19 protein-coding genes and 1 pseudogene are annotated in these 24,130 nt (G+C 48.5%); 10 read left to right on the top strand and 10 right to left on the bottom strand.

Translation table 11 applies throughout. The annotated features are described in order from the left end of the window. Positions 1 to 21 precede the first annotated feature (21 nt). Positions 22 to 153, top strand: coding sequence for a hypothetical protein (locus LCF57_RS27540; protein ID WP_264083552.1), 132 nt, complete (start codon positions 22 to 24; stop codon positions 151 to 153). On the opposite strand, the gene LCF57_RS08950 is transcribed toward LCF57_RS27540, so the two are convergent. The 6 genes from LCF57_RS08950 to LCF57_RS08925 form a co-directional block, all read right to left on the bottom strand. Continuing rightward, positions 128 to 3,148, bottom strand: coding sequence for a DEAD/DEAH box helicase (locus LCF57_RS08950; protein WP_226000377.1), 3,021 nt, complete (start codon positions 3,146 to 3,148; stop codon positions 128 to 130). The two genes, LCF57_RS27540 and LCF57_RS08950, sit on opposite strands and share 26 nt — an antisense overlap. Beyond that, on the bottom strand, positions 3,145 to 4,800 hold the full coding sequence (locus LCF57_RS08945) for an SWIM zinc finger family protein (RefSeq protein WP_226000376.1): 1,656 nt from the start codon (positions 4,798 to 4,800) through the stop codon (positions 3,145 to 3,147). Before LCF57_RS08945 ends, LCF57_RS08950 begins: the two co-directional genes overlap by 4 nt. A gap of 237 nt (positions 4,801 to 5,037) precedes the next feature. Continuing rightward, complete coding sequence (locus LCF57_RS08940) at positions 5,038 to 5,724, bottom strand: spore germination protein (RefSeq protein ID WP_226000375.1); 687 nt, start codon at positions 5,722 to 5,724, stop codon at positions 5,038 to 5,040. Positions 5,725 to 5,903: 179 nt separating this feature from the next. After that, positions 5,904 to 6,569, bottom strand: coding sequence for a beta-phosphoglucomutase (gene pgmB, locus LCF57_RS08935; RefSeq protein WP_226000374.1), 666 nt, complete (start codon positions 6,567 to 6,569; stop codon positions 5,904 to 5,906). A gap of 25 nt (positions 6,570 to 6,594) precedes the next feature. Next, positions 6,595 to 8,877 (bottom strand): glycoside hydrolase family 65 protein, encoded by a 2,283-nt coding sequence (locus tag LCF57_RS08930; protein WP_226000373.1) that lies wholly within the window; start codon positions 8,875 to 8,877, stop codon positions 6,595 to 6,597. Between the two features lie 138 nt (positions 8,878 to 9,015). Continuing rightward, positions 9,016 to 10,038, bottom strand: a complete 1,023-nt coding sequence (locus LCF57_RS08925) for a LacI family DNA-binding transcriptional regulator (RefSeq protein ID WP_226000372.1) — start codon at positions 10,036 to 10,038, stop codon at positions 9,016 to 9,018. Between the two features lie 243 nt (positions 10,039 to 10,281). Here LCF57_RS08925 and LCF57_RS08920 point away from each other — a divergent pair, with 243 nt between their 5' ends. After that, positions 10,282 to 11,973 (top strand): PTS transporter subunit IIBC, encoded by a 1,692-nt coding sequence (locus tag LCF57_RS08920; protein WP_226000371.1) that lies wholly within the window; start codon positions 10,282 to 10,284, stop codon positions 11,971 to 11,973. 5 nt (positions 11,974 to 11,978) lie between these two features. Then, positions 11,979 to 12,800, top strand: coding sequence for an endonuclease/exonuclease/phosphatase family protein (locus LCF57_RS08915; RefSeq protein WP_226000370.1), 822 nt, complete (start codon positions 11,979 to 11,981; stop codon positions 12,798 to 12,800). A 43-nt stretch (positions 12,801 to 12,843) separates the two neighbouring features. Here the strand turns inward: LCF57_RS08915 and LCF57_RS08910 are convergent, their stop codons facing one another. Beyond that, entirely contained in the window at positions 12,844 to 14,043 is a 1,200-nt protein-coding gene (locus LCF57_RS08910) for an MFS transporter (RefSeq protein ID WP_226000369.1), read from the bottom strand. Positions 14,044 to 14,303: 260 nt separating this feature from the next. Further along, positions 14,304 to 14,801 (bottom strand): DinB family protein, encoded by a 498-nt coding sequence (locus LCF57_RS08905; protein WP_226000368.1) that lies wholly within the window; start codon positions 14,799 to 14,801, stop codon positions 14,304 to 14,306. Positions 14,802 to 15,111: 310 nt separating this feature from the next. Here LCF57_RS08905 and LCF57_RS08900 point away from each other — a divergent pair, with 310 nt between their 5' ends. Together LCF57_RS08900 and LCF57_RS08895 are read left to right on the top strand one after the other, a co-directional pair. After that, complete coding sequence (locus LCF57_RS08900) at positions 15,112 to 16,632, top strand: monooxygenase (RefSeq protein WP_226000367.1); 1,521 nt, start codon at positions 15,112 to 15,114, stop codon at positions 16,630 to 16,632. A 76-nt stretch (positions 16,633 to 16,708) separates the two neighbouring features. Continuing rightward, positions 16,709 to 17,227: a MarR family transcriptional regulator gene (locus LCF57_RS08895; protein ID WP_226000366.1), complete on the top strand. Its 519-nt coding sequence runs from the start codon at positions 16,709 to 16,711 to the stop codon at positions 17,225 to 17,227. 65 nt (positions 17,228 to 17,292) lie between these two features. Here the strand turns inward: LCF57_RS08895 and LCF57_RS08890 are convergent, their stop codons facing one another. Next, complete coding sequence (locus LCF57_RS08890; RefSeq protein ID WP_025719678.1) at positions 17,293 to 18,222, bottom strand: response regulator; 930 nt, start codon at positions 18,220 to 18,222, stop codon at positions 17,293 to 17,295. Positions 18,223 to 18,226: 4 nt separating this feature from the next. Next, positions 18,227 to 19,531 carry a sensor histidine kinase gene (locus tag LCF57_RS08885; protein WP_226000365.1) on the bottom strand — a complete coding sequence of 435 codons (1,305 nt, stop codon included), beginning with the start codon at positions 19,529 to 19,531 and terminating at the stop codon, positions 18,227 to 18,229. A 210-nt stretch (positions 19,532 to 19,741) separates the two neighbouring features. On the opposite strand from LCF57_RS08885, the gene LCF57_RS08880 reads away from it, so the two are divergent. The 5 genes and pseudogenes from LCF57_RS08880 (at position 19,742) to LCF57_RS08860 (ending at position 24,130) form a co-directional block, all read left to right on the top strand. Continuing rightward, positions 19,742 to 21,004 (top strand): cation:dicarboxylate symporter family transporter, encoded by a 1,263-nt coding sequence (locus LCF57_RS08880; protein WP_318840646.1) that lies wholly within the window; start codon positions 19,742 to 19,744, stop codon positions 21,002 to 21,004. Positions 21,005 to 21,239: 235 nt separating this feature from the next. Beyond that, a complete protein-coding gene (locus LCF57_RS08875; protein WP_226000364.1) occupies positions 21,240 to 22,751 on the top strand; it encodes a PAS domain-containing methyl-accepting chemotaxis protein in 1,512 nt (503 codons plus the stop codon). 132 nt (positions 22,752 to 22,883) lie between these two features. After that, on the top strand, positions 22,884 to 23,246 hold the full coding sequence (locus LCF57_RS08870; protein WP_226000363.1) for a DUF1304 domain-containing protein: 363 nt from the start codon (positions 22,884 to 22,886) through the stop codon (positions 23,244 to 23,246). Between the two features lie 85 nt (positions 23,247 to 23,331). Further along, positions 23,332 to 23,613, top strand: coding sequence for a hypothetical protein (locus LCF57_RS08865; RefSeq protein ID WP_226000362.1), 282 nt, complete (start codon positions 23,332 to 23,334; stop codon positions 23,611 to 23,613). 68 nt (positions 23,614 to 23,681) lie between these two features. Beyond that, positions 23,682 to 24,130, top strand: a pseudogene (locus LCF57_RS08860) (hypothetical protein).

The raw sequence follows: 24,130 nt of genomic DNA, 5'->3' as shown, positions 1-24,130 counted from the left end.
TAGGTGTATATCGAACTCAAAATGCATGAAAACGGAGCAGGTGGAATGGTGCTGGACAAGCGATGGGAAGCACCATACGCCTGCGCAGTGGCACTCCATGTAGATTATAGTTCGACTGGGGACCTCATCATGCCCAATCGCGCCGCAGCGTGAAGAGTTCTTTTAATGCGTCTGTCGACAGCTCGGTAATCCAGCCCTCGGTGCTGGAAATGATCTGGTCGCTAAGCTGCTGCTTGCTCTCCAGCATTTCGTCAATACGTTCCTCCAGCGTACCCAGCGAGATGAATTTGTGCACCTGTACGTCCTTCGTTTGTCCCATCCGGTAGGCGCGGTCTGTGGCCTGATTTTCGACTGCCGGATTCCACCAGCGGTCGAAGTGAAAGACGTGGTTGGCCGCTGTCAGATTCAGCCCCACACCGCCAGCCTTGAGTGACAAAATAAATACAGATGGCTGCTCTTCAGGCGGCAGCGTATGAGATTGGAATTGCTCAATCATCCGGTCGCGCGCGGTTTTGGACGTGCTGCCGTTCAGGTAGAGCACCGGCTCTTGCAATTCTTGAGCGAGTACCTGCTGGAGCATCCGTCCCATGCCAATATATTGCGTGAAAATCAGGCAGCGCTCCCCTTCTGCCCGCAGCTCTTTAACCATGGACAGAATACGCTCAAGCTTGGATGAACGACTGATAAGCACTTCAAGCTCGGACGGGCTATACCCGGAGGTAGCGACATTCAGAGCCGCTTCCTTGGTCAAAAGGACAGGGTGATCACAAAGCTGCTTTAGCTGGGTAAGAGCGGATAAAATGGCTCCTTTTCGCTCAATGCCCTCCAGCTTCTGCATCCGTTCCATCAGCTCTTTGACAATCTGGTCATAGAGCGCTCCCTGCTCGGAGGTGAGGTGAATGTAGGTTTTCATCTCATTTTTGTCAGGCAAATCAAGCTGTATAGCCGGGTCCTTTTTCTTGCGCCGCAGCATGAAAGGCTGAACCAGCTTTTGCAAATCCATCGTTCGCTGCTCGTTATGTTCTTTCTCAATAGCATTCATGAACCGATTGCTAAAGGCGCGTGAGCTACCCAGATAGCCGGGATTGATAAAATCATAAATGGACCACAGCTCAGACAGCCGATTCTCAATAGGTGTCCCGGTCAGTGCTATACGATGACGTGCAGGGAAGCTGCGAACGGCTGTGGATTGCTTGGTTTGTGCATTTTTAATGTTTTGCGCTTCATCCAGGCAAATCGAATCCCAGGTCATGCCTTGGAGCAGCTCCTGATCGAGGGTTGCGGTCGCAAAGGAAGTCAAGACAACATCGGCTTGCCGGGCTTCTTCGCGGAACAACTCTCCCTGATCCCGCTTGCTTCCATAGTGCAGCAGGACCTTCAAGGAAGGGGCGAATCGGCTGAGCTCCTTCTGCCAGTTGCCTAGTACCGAAGTCGGGCAAATCAGAAGGGAACTAGAGCGGACGCCCGTCTCTATGGCAATCTCCTGCAAATGCAGCAAATAGGCGATAAACTGCACTGTTTTGCCTAGTCCCATGTCATCCGCCAAGCAGGCGCCCAGTCCAAAGCGCCGCAAAAAGGCAAGCCACGCGTAGCCGTCCCGCTGATAGGTTCGCAGCTCGGCTTGCAGCCCGTCCGGCGCGTCGAGTGCAGGCCACTCCGACTGCCGTCCAAGCTGGCTGATCAGCTTCAGCAGATGCGCGTTCAGCTCGACCTCCAGCCGGAAGCGTGCTGCGTCTTCTGGCTGCTCGCCTGAGGCGTCGCCTTCAGGCTCTTCGGCATTGCCGAGCAGGTGCAGCTGCAGGATGTCCTGAAAGGACAATCCCTGAGTGCTGTCGATCCCGGCCATCGCCCGGCGAATCTGCGCAAGCAGCGCGGGGTCGAGCGCGATCCACTGCCCCCGGAAGCGCACCAAGCGCTCGTTGCGGGCCACGAGCTCGGCGAACTCGGACTCGCTTAGATCGGCATCGCCAATGGCAACACGCCAGTCGAACTGGACAATCGAGTCCAGTCCGAACAGCGAACTACCCTTGGCGCCCGGTCCCGCGCCTTCGCCTGGGCGAACCTTGGCCCGCAGCTTCGGCTTCTTGCGGGTGGCTGCCTCCCACCAAGCCGGCAACAGCACCTGCCAGCCGCCCTCCAGCAGACGCTGGCTGTCGGTCGTCAGGAATTGCCACGCCGCTTCATCGGTGAGCGGGTGATCCAGCACATCATGGCGGCTGCCGGCACGTTGCCCGGCAGGCAAAATGGCGGTTAGGCGTTCCAGCCATCCGGCTGAGCGCTCACGCACATGCGGCGTCCACGCATCGGGCCATGAGCCGGATGCGTACCCATCGTGGGCAAGCTGTACAGGCACCAGCAGCGTCGTGTCCTGCTTGTCCTGCAACACAAGCTTGAGCTGCCAGGACGATTCGTCGTTCTCGGGTGCCGGCTCCAGCAGTTGCAGAAGCGGCCGAAATGGCGCGCTATCGGCTTTCCAGCCGATGGCAATCAGCCATGCCCGTGCATCCAGACCCGCAGCCACCGAGCGGCTGGGAGCGAAGAGGATTGGATACTCTCTTCGCAAGTCGGCGGCTTCCGCTTCGGTGCCGTACCAGCGCTGGAACACGGCGGCTGAGAACGCCGCTGCCACTCCTTCGCGCTCGTCTATTTCCAAGCTGCTGAGAAGCTGGGCAAGCTCTGCTAGTTGGGCGCTCTCCGGCGTTAATTCGACTGCCGAAGCCTCTGGTACGCCCAATGCTCCCACCGATTCCAGCGATTCCGCATCCCAAATCCATTGCAGCTTCCCTGCCTGAAATGCCGTGAAGCTGGGCACGTAGGCTTTCGCCTCAATGCAATGGGCAAGCAGAGGGATGGACCGAAGCCAAGGGGCATGGACCTCATCCCAGATCCATTCGATATGCTCCAGCAGCTCGCGCTCCGCCAAAAAGGGAATCACTTGCTCCGAGGGGAGGAGGATAATATCGGTGTCCTGAACGTGTTGAACCTCCAACTCGGTACCATAAAAGGAAGCCTCATGCCAAGCGAACAAACGCTGCTTTAGGATTTGGCCGGAAATGCTATAGTTCATGGAAGAATCGCCATAGATCAGGGCGTCTCCATAAGTAGTTAATCGGATGTGTATCGTGATCGTTTCGGTATATTGGCTCATGATAACAATTTCCCTTTCCGCAATTCCTCCTGCAGCGCCCGAAGGCGGCTATGGCGGCCGGTGAAGTTGGTGAAAAATAGCTCCCAGCGTGGCTCTTGCTTTATTTTCTTGTATAGCTTGGACAGCCGCTTCAATAGCTTGACCGCCGCTTTATAGCTGGCTCTGTTTTTTTCCAGTACATATCGCTCTACCGCTTGATGGTAGAAGGGGAGCAGCAGCTCCGGCGCGTTCTTTTCAATGGGCTGCAAAACGCTGACGCGAAAACTCAACGGCTCGCTGCGTATGCTCAGCTGATAATCGATCCATTGCCGCCATTTTTCATGGGCAAGCAGGGTTTCCTCATATATCCCACCGGCAAAAGGAAGCATGCCGACTAGCGTGTCCCACATTTCCGGTTCGGCTTCTGGAAGGTGCTGCAATACCTGATTCCAATCATGCATATAATCTTGCAAATGATCGTCCCGATGACTATGAAGCAAGGGACCGATATGCCGCAGTCCATCCTTGAGCCGAGACCAATCTTCAGCTTCACGGAGCGCGTGTAAGAATAAAAGCAGCTGGTTCGAAGCGATTTTCAATGGAAAAGCCTGTTCAGCCGCTTGGAGCATCGTCCAAGCCGCAGTATCCTGTGACTGGTACACGTGCATCCAGCTTTGGGCCAGCATCCAGGGAAGCCGTGCCAAAGTTGTACCTAGTTCCTCTTCAGCCGCCTGTAAATGCTGTAATTCCTCTGCATATATGCTGGAGTTTGGCCGTTCGGGGCGCATCCAGCGTAGCCAAAACCAATAATACGCGTCAGAAAAGTAAGTACCGTTACGCGATTCTGTCAGCATTTTTTGACGCAAATAGGCCAAGGTCTCTGACATACGGGCTTCTTGCTTCGGTTCGCCGGTTAGTGCAAGCGGGCTCTCAAAATCACGCTCGATCGCTTCTTTTAGCTCATCTGCGGCGATTTGCGTGTAATACCCCATATAGGAATGGGTGGGGTAGCCCGCCATCGGGGATTGAGGCACCAGCTTTTCCAGCACACGCAGATGAGCGTGCAGTCCATATAACTGCTGCATGTCGGGTGAAAGCGGTGGCTTCACGGCATAGATTGAGGCTAGGGCGCTTTGGACATATTGAGAATTCTGTGTATTCACAGGATTGAGTGCGATGCACTGATCGAACAGATCATGCCACTCTGAAATGGGCATATCCGGTATCCGGCTGGCTGTTTTACTGAGTACGTTCCTGGTTGCTTCCTTGCGATCGGGTGACAGGCTTGACCGGGAAGGAGCTGTGGTGCGTGTGTCAGCTTTTGCAGCCAACCGGGTAAAGCCCGCTGAACGGGCGTTCACCAACGCATGTACGGAACGTTCCTGTTCATTCGCGTAATTCAGCAGTGCGGCGATCATATGCTTGCAGTTGGTGTGAACTGGGCACGTGCATCCGCTGGCAGCAAAAGCGCTCAAGTGGAGATCCACTTCGTAGAGCTCGCTTCCATCCACGACAGCTGCGATATGATCAGCATCAGGCATCACGAATTCTTTTACCCTTCCTTGCTTAAAATATTGAAAGCCTCGTTTGATCGTTACATCATTAAAATGGTCAGCTACGTTTTGGATAAGCTGTTGCCATTGTATATCATCCATAAGATAGGTTGGTTTCATATGCATTAGTCTCCTAAGAGAGAAATAGTCGTTTCGATGGTAGTTTAGCTTAACTCTTCCATTATAACAGTTCACGAATGTAAATTGAGATGGAGGAAGCAGGGGATTTAAAGTAAAAAGCCCCTTACGCTATAACGTAAGAAGGCTTGAGTACATCTTATTATCTTATGCTTTATTGAGGAGGGAGCTTGCCCTTGCTTGAACAGGAAACTTACTGCTTCCCATCTGGATTCCCCCTTATGCCGAAGTCCATGGATTTTCCTCGATCCATTGCTCAATAATTCCGGTGTCGGAAGCATCGTCCACATCAATCGTTTCGATTCTTCCTTTAACTTCCTGAACCAGCTCCGGATTTGCGATATCCGATATGTACAAGATCGCTAATTTTCGAGAGGATCTTCTTCCTATCCTTAATTTATCAATTTTGAAAGTGGGATCTTTGATGTGCCGTCTTATCATTGCCAGGTTGCTTTCCAAATCCTCGATAAAGCCTTCTCTCGGCCCTCTCACCAAAGTCTCGGTGCTTGGTTCCTCAACACTTCGCGAAGGGAATCTGCCTGTGTAAGTAACAAAAATCTCATCGTTTCCTTCGATCAGCAGACAAGTATTTCCTGATAACACTTCAATCACGCACGCCTCAAGATCTGTTCCTTCTTTCGCATTTATTGTAAAAGCCGTCTGCTGTACCAATTCTTCTCTCAGTGTTTCCAGATTAACCTGGGGGCGGCCTTCACGGATTCCAGTTGAAATGAGCGGCTTAACGATTTGTTCGTTAAGCATACGTGTATCCGCAATGCCGGAGAGATAGACCATAGCTACATGAATTCCCGTTTGTCCCACATTCATTTTTTTGAAGACGACATCAGGAAGATGATCCAGGGTCTTTTTTAGATGATCTAATTTCGCCTCGAATGATCTTTCCATGATTGACCTCCTTCAAAAGCTTAAATATGCATACATGTAATATGTGTAAAAACATGATAAATATCCATGGGATAATGTAAAAGTCTATGGACTTATTTCCTCATTTGAGTATAGACAAGCAAAAACGAACACCAAATGGTGTTCGTCGCTGGTAATACATAGGAAGGTGAGGAGTGGAGTCATTTTTTGAACTCGTAAAAATGATCCTCCAGCATGTTTAAGGACAGCTCGGCTGTAGTGGCCACCACAACATCCGCACCCTGCATTTGCGAGGGTGTCCCTACACCAACCGCGAACATTCCGGCACCCTTGATTGCCTGAATGCCCGCCTGTGCGTCCTCTATGCCGATACAGTTGGCAGGCTGAACGCCCAGATTGGCGGCTCCGGTGAGGAAAATTTCCGGGTCTGGTTTGCCATGCCGGATGGCGGTGACATCCACAACGCTGTCAAAATAGCGCGTCAGCTCCAGCCGCTCCAGTATAAACGCTGCATTTTTGCTTGCAGAGGCCAGCGCTATGCCGATCCGCGCGTCCTGGAGCTCTGCCAGAAGTGCTTTAATGCCTGGAAGAACGTCCGAGGGAGTTAAAGCCGAGATGAGCCGCTGGTACTCCGTATTTTTTCGTGTGGCCAGCTCTCGCTTATCTTCGTCTGAATACGCATCGGACAGATTGCCGCGCGCCAGTATTTTGTCGAGCGATTCTGTACGGCTAATTCCTTTTAGCTGCTCATTAAATTCCCGATCAAAAGGAATGCCTAACGCCGCCGCCAAGCTTTCCCATGCCTGAAAATGATATTCGGCGGTATCTGTAATCACGCCGTCCAAGTCAAAAATCACTGCCTTCATTTGCTTTTCCCCCTATCTGCCCAGATTATGAAACACTGTTCGTCATTAACGGCTGTCCATTGGTTATGTGTGTCGGCTGTCCATACAGCTCCAGCGTCAAGGGTTCTCCGTCCAGCAATGTAATGATTACTTCATTTTCCTGTACGAGAATACTTAGCAAGCGACCGCGATAATTGATTTTAAACGTATATTTGCTCCAGCCCTGCGGCAGGAAAGGGGAAAAGCTCAGCGTTTCACGATACGTTCTCATTCCGGCAAAGCCCTGCACAATCGCCAGCCAGCTTCCTGTCATCGAAGTGATATGAAGTCCGTCTTCGGTATCGTTGTTATAGTTATCGAGGTCCAGACGTGCCGTCCGTTTGTACATCTCGACCGCTTTTTCCTCCATTTTGAGCTCAGCGGCCAGCACGGCATGAATGGATGGAGACAGACTGGATTCATGGACGGTCATCGGCTCATAAAATGCAAAATTGCGTGCTTTTTCCTCCAGTGTGAACTGGTCGCCGAAGAAGTACAGCCCTTGCAGCACATCTGCCTGCTTAATGAAGCAGGAACGCAGGATTTTATCCCATGACCATTTCTGATTGAGTGGCAGGTTGCTGGGATCAAGGGAGGATACAGGCTGCAAATCCTTATCCAAAAAGGTATCGTGCTGTACGAAGACCCCTCGTTCCTCATCATAGGGATAATACATGCGGTCGATGATATCCTGCCAATGCCCAAGCTCATCCGTTGTAACCGCCAGATGCTTCAGCTTCTCTGTCGAAATCTGAGGCAAGACGGATAACGTATATTTTAGAACCCATGCAGCCAACGTATTGGTATACCAGTTGTTATTGACGTTATTTTCATATTCGTTCGGCCCGGTAACCCCGTGGATCATATACTGCTGACGGCTTTTGGAAAAATGAACCCGGTCAGCCCAGAAGCGGCTAATTTCGACCAGTACATCTATGCCGTACTGGTGAAGATAGGACGAGTCGCCCGTATAGTTGGTGTAATTGTAAATGGCATAGGCAATGGCCCCGTTACGGTGAATTTCCTCAAAGGTAATTTCCCATTCGTTATGGCATTCCACACCCGTAAAGGTGACCATGGGATACAATGCCCCCCGAAGCCCTTGCTGGGCCGCGTTATGCTTCGCGCCCTCCAGTTGATGATAGCGGTACAGCAGCAGATTTCGGGTCACGCCGGGATCGGCAAGCGCCAGGTACATAGGTACGGCGTATGCTTCCGTGTCCCAATAGGTGGCACCGCCATATTTTTCACCCGTAAAGCCCTTCGGCCCGATATTCAGACGTGAATCTTCACCGTAGTACGTAGAGAATAGCTGGAAAATGTTGAAGCGTATTCCTTGCTGAGCCTCCGCGTCTCCCTCGATTTCAACATCTGCTTTATCCCAACGTCTATCCCAAGCTGCGATATGCTCTTGCTTGAGTGCTGCGTAGCCCTTGTTCACAGCTTCCACGGCAATGCGTTCAGCTTGTGGGATCAGTGCGTCCTTCTCCATGTCACGTGAGGTGGTAACGGCCACAATCTTTTGCAGCTGGATGCTGTCACCGGGAGCGACGATATATTGATAGTGCCGTGCCGCATACAAAAAGCCCTCCTCTGTCGTTTGCATCTCCTGTCCCTCGGTCACAATGCCCATGGTAGCGTTTACGGTAAAGCGCGGAACACCAAAGGGATTGTCTATCGTTGTTGTGGAGAGGCTGATGAATTCCTCTTGAACCTCGCGCGCCTCCTCCAGCCAGAAAACCTCACCATAGTTGGTGTCCTCATTTTTCGTATTGCCGTCCAGATAGGGGACAAGCTCAATCGTTAGAGGTTGTTCACTTATATTCGCTGCTTGGTAATCAATCAGGCATAGCTCGCGAGTGGTAATGCTTAGAAAACGCTCTGTAGTGATACGAACCTGACCGTTCACGGTACAGGCCCGCCGCAGGATACCCTGCTTCATGTCCAGCTCCTGCACAAAATCACTGACGTGCGCGGTAAATAAATCTACCTCCTGCTGGCCCACGATCAGACCGATGCCGATAAAATTCATCGCATTGATGACCTTGCCAAAATATTCAGGGTAGCCATTTTTCCACCATCCGACCTTGGTCTTGTCGGGGAACCAGACACCGGAGATGTAAGTCCCCTGATGATGATCACCTGAATAAGCCTCTTCAAAATTGCCGCGCATGCCCATGTATCCGTTGCCTATGGACATTATGCTTTCCTGTAATCGCATGTGTGTGGTATGTAGAGTGTGAGTTGTCAGCTTCCAGTTATCTACGTCAAATAATCGGTTATAAACCATGATTGCGTACCCCTCTCGGAAATGAGATCGTTGTTTTAACGAAACCAATATATGAGCGAGTTCAGTATATAGTGCAACCGTTTGCCCTGTCAACGCAAAAAAACTGATTTTATGGATGTCCATAAAATCAGCTTTGGTTTATTCCTCGGAGGATAGCAGTACGCGGCACGATTCGCGTTCTACGATTCGGTGGGGAACAATAATGTGTTTGGTCAATTCCTTGGGGTCCTCGATTTTCTCGATCAGGTTTTTGGCAGCCTGATAACCCAAAGTGAAGATGTCAATATCCACTGAAGTAAGTGAGGGGCTCATCAGCTCAGCCAGCATCAAATTATTAAAGCTCACCATGGATAGCTGCTCCGGCATGGACACGCCGAGCTGAGAAAGCATTTTCTGTACTGCCATGGCTACCAGGTCGTCGTTCACGATCATGGCGGTGGGCGGCGGCGAAACCTGCAATAATGCCCGCATATCCTCCAGACTAAAGGGCTCCCTAACCACATATTCGTCCGGTAGAGGCAAGCTTGCCTCTCGCAGCGCATCCTGATAGCCTCGGAGTCTTTCGATATTTACGATACGCTCATGATCTCCGCCAACATAGGCGATGTGCCGATGATTCAGTCCCGTCAAATAAGTGACCACATCCTTGGCAGCCTGGTAATTATCATTGTCTACATGGGTGGTTTCACTGACAAATTGCTGAGGCTTGCCGATGACGGTATAAGGTATTTTTTCTTTATGAAAATACTCCACGATGCTATCTTCTTGCTTGGAGTACAGGACAATGTAGCCGTCAACACGTCCTGTCCGCGTCATCAGCTTTACGCGGGATAGCAATTCATCGCTTGTTTTCCCAGTGACAATCGACAGTGTATAGTTGTGCTCATTTACCCATTCGCTAATACCGCGAAGGCTCTCCGGAAAGAACGGATTTTGAAAGATCGCCACATCCGATTCAGGCATAATAATGCCAATCGACTGTGTGACACGATTTGCCAGGCTTTGGGCTGAATAATTGGGCTCATAGCCAAGCGCCTTCATTTCCCTGCGGACACGTGCCTTGGTGGCCTCGCTAATTTTTGGGCTGTCTTGAATGACACGGGATACGGTGGAAGTAGCAACATTGGCACGCTTTGCGACATCTTTGATGGTTACTGCCATCGTCTTCGTCTCCTTTTGCTATCTCAAGCAGGAAATATTATGTTCTATCATACGATATTGCTCGAAAATCAACAAATTCGCGACTTTTTCCGAGTAACATGTCGCCATTAGCGAAGATATTTACAAATTAGGGTATTGCCAATAGAAAGCGATATCATTATAATAATCGTGCAACCGATTGCATAATGTATATAGGGTACGAACAACGCTGTACATACTATAAGGGATGGAGATTGAAGGAGCATGAAAAAACTTCTATCATTTGATTTTTGGCAAAAGCTTGGGAAAGCACTGCTTGTGGTTGTCGCCGTCATGCCAGCAGCGGGGATTATGATTTCGCTGGGTAAAGTAGTGGCGATGTTGGCTGGCGATATCCATTTCTGGTTAACTGTCGGCGGAGTCATGGAGAATCTGGGTTGGGGTATTATTAATAATTTGCACATTCTGTTTGCTGTGGCGATTGGTGGCTCTTGGGCTAAGGAACGGGCAGGTGGGGCTTTTGCTGCCTTGATTGCTTTTATCCTCATCAATATTTCAACAGGGACGATTTTGGGCGTGTCCTCGAAGATGCTGACACAGGAGGGGGCAACCACCCAGACTCTCTTTGGTGCAACCATTCCGGTCAGTGGTTATTTCACGTCTATTTTGGGCGCACCTGCACTGAATATGGGCGTGTTTGTTGGTATCATTTCCGGATTCATCGGGGCAGTGGTATTTAACAAGTACTACAATTACCGCAAGCTGCCGGACGCTTTAGCCTTTTTTAACGGCAAGCGTTTTGTTCCTTTTGTCGTGATTTTATGGTCTGTCATCGTTAGCTTGATCATGTCTGCCATTTGGCCATTTGTTCAGGGGGGAATTAACCAGTTCGGCGTTTGGCTGGCGACTTCGGGAGAGTCGGCTCCTTTTGTAGCTCCATTTGTCTATGGTACACTGGAAAGACTGTTAATTCCCTTTGGACTTCATCATATGCTGACTGTTCCTATTAACTATACTCAACTTGGTGGCGTTTACACGACACTCACGGGTTCCGGAGCGGGAAGCGTTGTTGCCGGGCAAGACCCTCTATGGCTGGCTTGGGCCAGTGACCTGAGTGTGCTTCATGGCACCGATCCGGCAGCTTATAATAAATTGCTGGAAGGCGTGACACCTGCTCGCTTTAAGGTGGGGCAGATGATCGGCGGAGCGGGAATTCTCATGGGACTGGCGGTGGCTATGTATCGTCGTGTAGACAAAGATAAGCGTGGAAAATACAAGTCGATGATTTTTTCAGCCGCCGCAGCTGTCTTTTTGACCGGGGTAACAGAGCCGCTGGAATTTATGTTTATGTTTGTGGCGCCTTTGCTGTATGTCGTTTATGCTATTCTTACCGGGATTGCGTTCGGAATGGCAGACATTATACATTTGCGTTTACATTCGTTTGGTATGATTGAGTTGCTGACCCGATTGCCGTTGTCTATAAAAGCAGGTTTGGTACAGGACATTATCAACTTCGTGCTGACTTGTGTCGTGTTTGCGGTGGCAACCTACTTTATCGCTTATTTTATGATTGGTAAATTCCAAATGGCTACACCGGGACGCTTGGGGAACTATACAGATGAAGAGCCTCAGCAGGCTTCCGAAGCAGGAACTACGGAGACAGAGGGTGTGGCGGCTGCATTAACGCAGAATCAACTGGCTGCTGCTTACACGCAGAATCAACTGGCTGTCGATATCATCAAGACGCTTGGGGGAGAACAGAACATTGTCGAGGTGGATGCCTGCATGACCCGTCTGCGTGTAACGGTGAAAGACACGAATGCCGTCGGAGACGAAAAGACGTGGAAGGCGCTGGGTGCTCTGGGCTTGATTAAAGTAGACAATGGAGTTCAAGCGGTCTACGGACCGAAGGCCGATGTACTTAAATCAGATATACAAGACATACTCAACAGGTGATTAGTTTGAAATTGTTAACCTTAAATGCACATGCTTGGATGGAAGAAAACCAGCTCGAAAAGCTAAAGCAACTGGCTGCTTTTATTGAAGAACAGCAGTTTGATGTCATTGCTTTGCAGGAAGTGAATCAGTCCATGGAAGAAGCGCCTTTGTCATCGGACGATTTGGGCTCTTACTATAGCGCTGATCCTGAAATCGTCATTAAGCGTGATAACTATGCTTATGTGCTGAATGGGTTATTGTCCGATGCCTATCATTGGACGTGGGCGCCCGCACATATTGGTTTTGCCAAATACGACGAGGGTCTGGCGGTTTTGTCCAGGACACCGATTACAGATACGGTGAACGAATATGTTTCCTCGCTTCGCGATTATGACAATTATCGCTCGCGTAAAATTGTGGGTATTCAGACTGTGGTGGACGGGGTACCGGCATGGTTTGTCAGTGGACACTATAACTGGTGGAATGATGAGGAATCCTTCCGTGGACTCTGGGATCGTACTACGGAAATATTGAACCCTTTGTCGCCCACTCCTGTTTTCATGATGGGAGATTTCAATAATGCTGCCGAAGTGCGCGGAGAAGGATATGACTATGTACTGCAATCCGGTTGGTTGGATACTTATTCGAACGCAGCAGTGCATGATGAGGGCCATACCGTCATCAAAGCCATTGCAGGCTGGGAAGGTAACGCGGAGCCGCTGCGGATTGACTATGTTTTCTCCAATCAGGCCGTGCAGGTTCGATCTTCAGCCGTTGTGTTGAACGGGAAGACGGGATCGGTTGTATCTGATCATTTTGGAGTTGCTGTGGAATTGGTGCTGTAAACAATAGGTAAAGTAATCACAGGTAAAGGAACAGGTCGCTTGTTTATGCAAGTGGCCTGTTTTTTGAGGCTCGCGACCTTAATCGCATGAAATATTGGATAACAATCGCAATAAACACCAAAATAATATTGTAATAAAAGGGGGCGTTTATGCTAAAGCGTTCAAGGAGCGCACCTACGACGATCGGAGAAACAATGGCCCCCAATTCAGAGAAAGACACGACGTTGCCGATAAATAAGCTCCTATGTTCCTCAGGAATAACGTCTCCCAGCTGCGAGTAAAATGAATCCAGATAACTGGCTCCGCCAATGCCTCCTATGAACATCCCCAAGTAAACAATCCACTGCTCCGTGAACCAAAGAAATAAAACGATTTCTACCATGATGAATAACAGCCCCATCATACAGAGGATTAAGCGGTCTTTGAGGATATCGGATATTTTGCCAATCCAGGGTGCTGATACAAAGGTCGATATGCCGATGATTGTAAAAGCTAAGCTGATTTCTGCTGGACTCCAATGTAGTTTGTAGGTTGCATATATGGAGAAGTACGTTAAAAATATAGCGAATGCACTCATTTCAAGGAAATGAACGGTGGAATAGAGAAGTAGCTGTTTCGTTAACATGGTTTTTCTTTTGGATTTCTGAGGGAGCGAATGCTGTTGTTGAGGTTGTGAGGGGGAATGGAAGAAAGTCATTCTTGAAACAGCTACGAAGGATATACAGGATAAAAGAGCAACGAAATAAAACGGAACCGCTAAAGAAAAATAAGAAACGATCATTCCACTCATAAGGGGGCCTAAAATCATACCCGCACCTTCACTGCTGCTGATATATCCATTGAGCGTTCCTCTATTTTCCATGGTACTGATGTGGTTGATAGTGACTCTTACAAAGACTGTTAATCCTACAGCCACCAAGCCTTGAAGAAATCTAAGGATGGATAACATGATAAAGCTTTCTGCAACCGGGAACAGAAGCATACAAACGATTTCAGCGATGAGTAAGCTCAACCCTAGGCGTTTGGCGCCAACCTTCTCGTAAATCCGTCCTGCCAGGCCTCCACCTACAAATCTCCCCACATAAAATAGAGAAAATAAAATACTCATACGGAATGCAGATATCCCGAATTGCTCTACATAAATAGCAAAGAGCGGAAGAATCATACTCCCACTCATGTTGGCAATAAGGCTAATAACAATCATACAGATGAGATTGCGATTTAAATATAAGTGCTTTTTCATATCATCGGAACCTCTCTTAACCTTGCATGATGGGAACCGTTGGTCGAATAGTCCTGATGACGCAAGATTGGCTGCAAATCAAGCTAGGATGAATATGAAGTAAGCAGGGCACAAGGGGAACGGGTTCCTCATAGGATACGCGGATGCATTCCCCGCTGTGCCTAAATCCCCAATGCAATTACGGGGGCGAAGCTTCTGGTTGGAGAAATCCTCCTGCTTAAATTATGCTCTGTTTGTGTGACCAGAGCTTGGTATCTCCGTTATGCGGGAAAGCCGCCTCCTGGTGGTGGCCAAGCTCCATAAATACGGCGCAGCAGGACGATTTCGCCCAAGTGGTAGGAGTTGTGAGAAGCGATATTTCGCAGTAGGCCCGCTTTCGTTTCACCGGGGAAATGAGCCAGTGAATCATCCAGCTGCGCGGTTTCGGCAATCTGTACCGCTCGATCTACACCCTGTAAAAATTCTTGAATGACAGCCTGCCATGCCTCTTCGCTTTGCGGTCCGGATTCTTCAGGCCAGCTTTCCATGACATTGCCGGGAAGCTGGGGCTTCCGGCCTTCCAAATGCTCCAGCATAAATTGCTGCCAGTAGATCATGTGCTTCAATAGCTGATAAATGCTGTAAGGCATTTCTGCATTTTTCTTCCCTGCCAGCTCGACATCGATGTCCGGTAATGCCCGGGCCACTCGAATATGTCCGCGTTCACCAACCAGCGATTTAACCAGTGCTTGACCGAATAATTGGTTTGCATCTGACATGCGTCATCATCCCTTCTATAGAGAGCCTATACCTGGCTTGCTCTTGTTCATTTAACGATTATACAATTTAATTTTCAAAAATAAAAATGTTATTAATGGTGTGGGAGAGAGGAATAAACTTTAAAAAAACAGTTGATAATTATTATCAATTGAACTAAAATAAAATTGTTTCAAGAGAAACAAAATGTCATAGACAGATATGATTTTATATGGATACGAAAATGTTATAGGGGAGATTTTCGTATGTATATATTGTTTCGAATGAAACGATTAGGTGGTGGACATGAACGTATACAAAGGAGTGTGAAGCATGGATTATGAAGTGATTATCGTAGGCGGCGGTCCTGTTGGGATGTGGCTAGCTGCTGAGCTGGCCTTGGCTAAGGTAAGCGTTTGTGTAATAGAACGTTTAGAGGAGCCTGTTTCTCAATCACGCGCGCTTACGCTACACCCACGCACACTTGAGATGTTTGATATGCGTGGATTGAAGGAACGGTTTATGCAGCATGGCAGACCTATAAGTACAGGACATTTTGCAATGCTGGATACTCGTTTAGATTTTTCGATGCTTGATAGTTCATCTAATTATACTTTGTTTATCCCGCAGGTCATGACAGAGCAGGTGATCGAAGAGCATGCAAAAGCGTTGGGAGTTGTCATTCGTCGTGGTGAGGAGGTGGTATCTGTACGGGAGCAGGATCAGGGTGTGGAAGTGGTCAGTGTACACGTGTCCGGCCCGCAGGCGAATGTATCGGTCATGACTGCGGCTTATGTCGTAGGAGCCGATGGGGCAGGCAGTATCGTACGGAAGCAGACGGGCATTGCTTTTCCGGGCACAGATACCACTCTGACCGCCGTATTGGGGGATGTAGAGCTGACTGTTCCTCCTGAGAATGGGATGCGTTCCGAATACACAGAGCGGGGGGGAGTGATGATTGTCCCCGTATCACCGGATGTTTATCGGGTTGTTTTGACTACACCCCATTTGATGCGTGTCCCGAAAGACGTGCCTGTAACGCTGGAAGAAATTAAGACAGAACTGCGCTATGTATTGGGTACAGACCTTGGAATATCCAATCCTCGCTGGCTATCCCGGTTCGGGAATGCTACGCGGCAGGCTGAAACATATCGCAAGGGGAGAATCCTGTTAGCGGGGGATGCTGCGCATATTCATTTCCCGGCAGGAGGACAGGGTATGAATGTAGGTTTACAAGAAGCTGCGAATCTTGGATGGAAACTGGCGGGAGTAATCCGTGGTTGGGCTCCAGACACGCTGCTCGATAGCTATCATGACGAACGTTACCCTGTTAACACGCAGTTTCTGCGGAATACGGAGATTCAAACTCACTTATTGGGCTTTACGTCTGCTGTATTGGCGCACCGTCAGCTACAGGAGGAATGGTTCCGTTATCCGGAAATCAATAGTTCCATGGCAGAGCAAGTGAGTGCATTGGATGTATTTTATCCGGCAGTTGAGGATGTGCCACAGCATCCACTGAACGGGCAACGGTTTGCCGATTTTCCACTGCTGATGAATGATGGAACGAAATCGTATGCCTATGATCTCCTCCATGAGGGCCGTTTTGTACTGCTCCATCTGGCGCAGGATGCTAAAGTAGCGGGCGAGCTATGCAATATCCCGCTTGCGCACCTGTCATATGTGGAGGCTGTAGCCGAGGAATTGCCCGTAGGCTGGAGCGATGTCCATACAGTGCTCATACGCCCGGATGGTTATATTGCATGGGCCATTTCCGTGGAACAAGCAGGTATACCAAGTGTCATTGGGAAGGGCATCGCACGCTGGTGTGGTGGAGAGCCGGTATTGCTATAACTATATTGTTTCCGGTGAAACAAACATGGGCTATAATGAAGGGAGGAGTATGCCAAAGGAGTGACCATTTGTTTGTATGGAAAAAACCGCAGCAGTTCAGTATGTCTATGATTTGCTTATTAAGATGAATCACCAGCTGGAGCAGCATCAGCAGAGAGAGGGCTTGTCTTTTCTCGAAGAAATCCACGAGCATTTTGATGGGATAGCTTCACTCAACCTCACCGATGTCCATGTCATTGACTGTATCGGGAGACATGAGCCGATTAATGTGACGACATTAGCGGATCGGATTGAGCTGAGCAAAGGTACGGTTTCGAAAGTCAGCACCAAGCTGATCAAGGAAGGCTGGATTCGCAGAGCCCAGCTTAACGACAATAAAAAAGAAATTTATTTTCGGCTAACCCCGTTGGGGAAAAAGCTCTTTCTCGTGCATGAACGGCTGCATGTTAAGGTACAGCATCAGTTATTTGAATTTTTAAGTCGCTACAGTTCGGAGGAACTGGATGTCTTGAAGCGTATGCTGTCCGATGGCATTGGCTTCCTGGAAGCTATAGAGTGGCAAGACAAGAGTCTGGAGCCAAGGGACATGAAATAAGAGCGATTTGCACCTGTTTAATCCTCTGTGATAGACACATATGGGGGATACAGGTGCTTTTGCTTTTAGTGTAATAGCCGTTTGGCTTCCGTATAGAGCACTTGTACAAACTTTTTTGTATTAATTCGGGCTTGGGACAGAGAAGGCTCCACATTGTTTTGCAGCTCCAGCATTTTTTTGCGAATTTCCGTAAAATCAAAAAATTTGGATGCATAATTTTCGAATTTTGGATGAGTATAATCGGTCAATCCGAGTGATACGATATGGCTTAGTGTCTGGAAAATAGCGCGGCGGACACGCTGCTCCGATGCCTTGATTTCCTTGCTTAGCTCTGCCGCAGAGGCCGAGGGTCCCAACCGTTTCAACGCTACATTAGCGAATATATCCTTCAGCGGTGGGAGCAGATGAGGCGATAGATTACCTGTTTCCTCCTCATACTGGTCCAGATATTCGAGCATGTCCAACAAATCCATACTTCCCGCTTCGCCGATCATTCCCATTTCGGAGAGCAGAAACTGTCCGGAAGTCACAATGTTTCGAGTCGGTTCTAGCGTTGCTGATGGGCTGTTTGATGTGAACATCGACAACCCTTGCAGTGTGCGCTGGATATCTGTAATCGACTGCTGCATTCGCAGACGTTCGGCCACCTTATGAATGACCGCAATAATTTCCAATCGGTTCAAGGGCTTGGCAACATAGTATTCAATACCGAGCGAGTAGGCCTCGCCGATCATGTTTTTGGATTCAATTCGTGAAATCATAATGATTTTTCCACTGAATTGATCACCGAGCGCGCGCACCGTCTGAATGCCGTCACGAAGCGGCATCAGCAGGTCAATCAATAATACATCAATCCGGTTCAGCTCCAGCAGGCCACTATTCACATAGGAACCGTCCTCTGCTTCCCCGACGACCTCCCCCAGACCTTCGTCTTCAATGATGTCTGCCAACATAGAACGAATCCCTTGATCGTCATCTACAATATAAAAACGCATCGGACTATCTTCCTTTCTCCGTCAGTTTCCGTAAAGGCAATATGATTCTAAAAGTAGTCTGTACCCTACCAGTATTCTCTTCTTCATTCTGTTGAAGTTCAATCGTTCCTTCAAGGCTCTCCGCGACCTCGCGCACATAAAACAATCCCATGCCGGTCGAAGGCTGTCCTTCCTCATCATACTTGGTCGTGTACCCTGGTGTGAAGACCATTTCCCGTTTGCGCGGAGGAATACCTGGGCCGTTGTCGGTGACACTAAAGGATACTACATCCTCTTTTTCTGGAAAAAAGTGAATGGACACGTCAATCCTTCCGCTGTCTTTCATCGCTTCCACTGAATTGGATGTCAGGTTATTAATCAGGGTCAGGACTGTATAAACATGCAGCTTAGGCAATAAAGGATCGAAATTCAGCGTGAAACGAATGGACTTGTCCAGCGAGTGGGCATATTTGCTGTTCGTGCGGACGATCAGCTCGCCAAGCTCTTGCGAAGTCATATAATGCACTTCACTTTCGGAATCAATGAGCTTGGACAAACCTGCAAAAATCCGCTGGCTGTCTTTTTTAATCTCATGGACCTGTCCGGAAATACGAAGTGCCTGGCTGGCGTAATGATCTCTGTCCTTTAAAGACTCATCCTGCTGCAGCTCACGGTACAGCCCGTAGCTTTCACGAGTGATTTGCTCCGCGTGCGACAGGGTTTTGCCTAGCTGGACGGACTCCTCATACAAGTCCGATACCATGAGTAAAATTCGCTCAGTCTGCTGTCTTTGTGCCTCTTCATGCTGGACGGACTGGTTCAGGCGAATTATATTATAGAATCCCAGCACGAAGAAGCTGCGGATCATGGCCATGAGAGCGACCTTGCTGATCTTGACGATATCCCAGATGTCACCGTCAATGCTCCGCCGGACGCTAAGTTCCGCTACACTTGCGGCAACCTCAATCCCCACAGAAAGGATGCCTACGCGGAGTGCGCGGTAAGGCTCAGCATTAATGTTAAGAACCTGGAAGAGCAGACCGTAGACCATGTAATAAAAAAAGGTAGGTCCATGCAAAGTCAGCAACTCTTCAAAGGAAGACCCGGGCTGGAGGAAATGATTGAGTGAAATGCGAAAGACGACTACAGCTATTCCTGCAAGCACTCCCGATAATGCAGGCGGAATATGACGAATGGATAACAGAAAGAAAAAAAATACGGGCGTACCGAAGCTGAGACGAAATGTATTATCGAACGGGTGAATATTCAACTCACCTGCCAGTGGTACAAAGATAAGCATCAGCAGGAAAAGAAGTGTAGTTAGTTTCATCCATATTCACCTCCGGGTATTTGTTTCAGAAAGGCAATGTAAGATAAATTCACAGGCTCATCATTAAAGTTTGTGAATTTATAGAAAAAAACAAATACATGTGTAGATAACTGTCGGTTTTCATAGTTCAGATTGTAGTATAAATAACATCATTTGAATATTAAGAACAGCATACTGCAAAAATATACAACTCAGTCAGGGGGGCACAAAGTGAAAAAGATAAATTTGACAATGCAAATTTTTATCGGACTGGCTTTAGGTATTATTATTGGCGCTTTATTTTACGGCAATTCAGGGGTGGAAGTCTACTTAAAGCCGATCGGTGATATTTTCATCCGTCTGATCAAAATGATTGTCGTGCCGATTGTAATTTCAACGCTCGTTATTGGCGTAGCCGGCGTCGGAGATATTAAAAAGCTGGGCAAGCTCGGCGGAAAGTCTATTGTGTACTTTGAAATTGTGACGACCATTGCCATCCTTTTCGGATTGCTCGTTGCGAATCTGGTTCGTCCCGGGGAAGGCGTGGATATGTCCCACCTGGCTAAGAGTGATATCCATAAATATGTGGAGACGGCGGAAAGTACAGGCCACAACTTTATGGATACGATTGTCCATATTGTTCCTACTAATATTTTCCAAGCGCTGGGCGAAGGGGATATGCTGGCTATTATCTTTTTCTCCGTCTTGTTCGGACTAGGGGTAGCGGCGATTGGCAACAAGGGCAAGCCTGTGCTGAATTTCTTCGAAGGCGTAGCCGACGCTATGTTCTGGGTAACCAATCAGGTTATGCGCTTGGCTCCGTTCGGTGTATTTGCACTGATTGGAACGACAGTAGCCAAGTTTGGGCTGGCCTCATTGTGGCCGTTATTGAAGCTTGTTTTGTCGGTGTACGGCGCCATGCTGCTATTCATTGTGATTGTTTTTGGAATTATCACCAAGCTTTGCGGTACTCGTCTTTGGACTATGGTCAAAATTTTGAAAAGCGAGCTGCTGCTTGCCTACTCAACGGCCAGCTCGGAAAGTGTCCTGCCCAAGATCATGGAGAAAATGGAGAAGTTCGGATGCCCGAAAGGAATTACTTCCTTTGTCATTCCGATAGGATATTCCTTTAATCAGGACGGTTCCACCTTGTATCAGGCGCTGGCTGCGATCTTCATCGCCCAGATGTATGGTATTAACCTGCCGATCACTACACAGATCACGCTGATGTTGGTGCTGATTATTTCTTCCAAAGGTATGGCAGGCGTACCGGGCGCTTCCTTTGTCGTTTTGCTCGCTACGCTGGGATCAGTGCACATTCCGCTGGAAGGCTTGGCCTTTATCGCTGGTATTGATCGTATTCTCGATATGGCGCGTACAGTAGTCAATGTATTAGGCAACTCGCTTGCCGCCGTGGTCATGTCCAAATGGGAAGGCGAATATGATAAGGAAAAAGGCGAGGAGTACGCTGCTTCCTTAAATAACAGTCAATGAACGAAAAGAACACCCATGCGAGGAATGCAAGGGTGTTCTTTTCGTTACCAAATATGTTAATCCTCTTCGTTTTTCGACATATTCCGATAATTTATGTATGTATATATAGGGGTATAGGGTTCAAAAATGGTTCTTTTTACCTAGTTGATTTTGATATTATTTATAATGATTCTTAATGAAATTCCGATATTAAAATATACCGATTTATATATTGGCTTAGAAGGGAAGATCATAAATGATTTTCAAAAAAAATGAGACCCAATCACTTGCTCCCTTAGTAGAAGAAAGCCGCAAACTATTGCAAAGAATACAGCAGAAGGATTATTCTACCGCACTACAACTGTCCTCTGCATCCTCCGAGCTTCAAGAGATCGCAAACAATGTCAATCAAGCGCTTGAGTCCATGAAAAATGATGCTAAACATGTTGACATCCGTTTGAAGCTTGTTACCAAGGCTATAGAAGTCGGCTTATGGGATATGGAAGTCATTGCAGGTGATCCCGTTAATCCGAATAATACATTCATATGGACAGATGAATTCCGTTTCATGCTGGGGTACCAGAACGAAAAGGAGTTCCCGAATGTATTGGACAGCTGGGCATCCCGTCTGCACCCCGAAGATCATGACTCGGCATTGGCAGCTTTGTCAAATCATTTACTGGACTATACGGGAAAGACTCCTTATGACGTGCAGTATCGCTTGAAGCTGAAACATGGAGAATACCGCTGGTTCCGGGCTACCGGAACGACGATTCGCGATCAGCAGGGAGTTCCACTACGTATTGCCGGAGCTTTGCTGGATGTGCATGACCAGAAGATCAAGTCTGAGGAATTGGAAGCAATGGTTACAAGGTATGACCTTGTTAACCGTGTATTAATTGAAGCTCCATACGACATCATCCTGGTTGACGGAGATGTAGAGAATCCAAATAGTGAATTTTGGTGGTCACCACAATTTCGCAAAACGCTGGGCTTTAGTGATGAGAAAGACTTTCCGAGTGCGCTTAGCAGTTGGAGTTCACGCTTGCATCCAGATGACGTTGAAATAGCGTTTAAAGCGTTGAACGACCATTTGAATGATTTTTCAGATCGTACTCCCTATGAAGTAACTTGCCGCTTGCAGAATAAAAATGGCGAATACCGCTGGTATTATAATAGTGGGGGAAGCATACGTGACAGTAAGGGAGTGCCAATTCGCATGGCAGGTACCATCCGTGATGTAACGTTGGAGAAACAAAAGCGGGCTGTTGCGGATGAACTCACGCTCAAAATTCAGCATCTCTCCGATTCCATTGCGGAAATGGTGAACGGTGTCAACTCGGTTAGCAACCAGGCGCAGGAGCTGGCTACGGCTCAAGAGCAATCGACTGAGGCGGCGAATCAGGCCAAGGTTAGTGCAGAAGAGACACAGAACATATCCAATTTCATTAAAGAGATTGCCAATCAAACAAATCTGCTCGGTCTGAACGCTGCCATTGAGGCCTCGCGTGCGGGTGATCAGGGACGCGGCTTTGCCGTGGTTGCAGATGAAGTGAGAAAGCTTGCCATCCACAGTGCTGATGCGACCGGAAATATCGAGACCAGTCTGGACGAAATGAAGATGCTTATCGAGCGGATTTTGCATAACATTGGCAACATGTCTACGTTGACGCAGACACAGGCCGCGCTAACGCAGCAAGTGAATGCAGCTACGGACGAGATTAACAGCATGTCCAAAGCATTGCTTGATTTTGCGAGAACGATGTAAGGGTTTGTGCAGGAGTAAGGCCGGGCTTTAGGCTCGGTCTCTTTACTGTTTTTGGAAGATCAATTATACTTTTTGAGGATGGATTTGAAATGTTACCTCGTAAATAACTTTGTGTGGAAAAGAGGAATATATTTGAACTTGATCAGTTCAATATTAGTTGGAATTGTTGCGCTGGAGCACGTATACATTTTAATACTGGAAATGTTTCTGTGGACGACTCCGCGGGCGATTCGTACGTTCGGTACCTCGAAGGAGCTGGCGGAAGCAACCAAATCTCTGGCGGCAAATCAAGGGCTGTACAATGGGTTTTTGGCAGCTGGATTAGTATGGGGCTTGTGCTACCCGAATGCTGCGATAGGCTGGCAAATTCAGTTGTTCTTTGTCATTTGCGTGGTGGTGGCCGCGGTATATGGTGCATTGACGTCCAATAAGTCTATTTTATTGAAACAAGGATTGCCCGCCATTCTGGCATTAATCAGTTTACTGGTCTTCTAAAAGACACCCTTAACGGGTGTCTTTTTTGCTAAAATCGATTACATAATATATAAACTGCTAATGACAAGGCGAAGGAGCTGCTAAATTGGCTGGAGCCGAAGGGCTGAAGCTGCGCATTATCATTCCGGGCGGTAACTTATCCGTAGACGTGAGATATATTCGCTCCAGTACGATTACGCAGCTTAGCAGCCGGCTCACCCCTATACGTAGGCGCTGCTGTCATCTATCCCTGTGCCTGACCCGAAAACGGTCAGAGAGCAGGCAAGCCTGGGGAGAGGCTTCGCTCAACCAGCCAACTCATTGTCATGGGACAAGGATAGCAACGGTGCAACCGAGCTACGCGAGATCAGTCCCGGTCATTATGTAGCGTACCCGGTTAACCGTTAGGTTAAGGTCAGAGTGCGGTATACGTGACCATAAAAGGAGGCAAAAACGATGACTAATTCGACGAAAAGAGTACGTATTTCCCAATGGGATGCGCTCTTGCTGGAATCATTACGCTCATTAGGCTGGTCCAATGAGGAGTTAATCCGCCGTGTGCAGCAAAATGAGCTGCCAACGGATGGACCATCCGTTTTTGATTATGCAGAGCTTGCCACTGGGCTGGCGTCCAAAGAGCCGAAGGTGTTTGTCAGCGCGGTAACGGACGGATATCAGATCAAGTACAACACGATACGGGGGATCAACTCGTGGATTGCCGCTGCGTTCGGGCGGGAGCCAGAGCTATCTCTGGAGGAAGCGAAGCCGTTACGATCGAACTGACGCAAGCCGAGCATGATCGGCTGGAGCGTGTGCTGTCGTTTGGTTGGGGCATCCAGGAATTGCGGCCCGCGACTGACAGTACGGTGGGAGTGTACCGGATTCGTGTCTGCCGTACAGAATAG

The organism is Paenibacillus sp. BJ-4 (assembly GCF_020404765.1).
In the GTDB taxonomy this organism is placed as follows: Bacteria; Bacillota; Bacilli; order Paenibacillales; family Paenibacillaceae; genus Paenibacillus.
The sequence above is the reverse complement of the archived record's forward strand: the minus strand, read 5'-3'. Positions and strand labels throughout refer to the sequence as shown.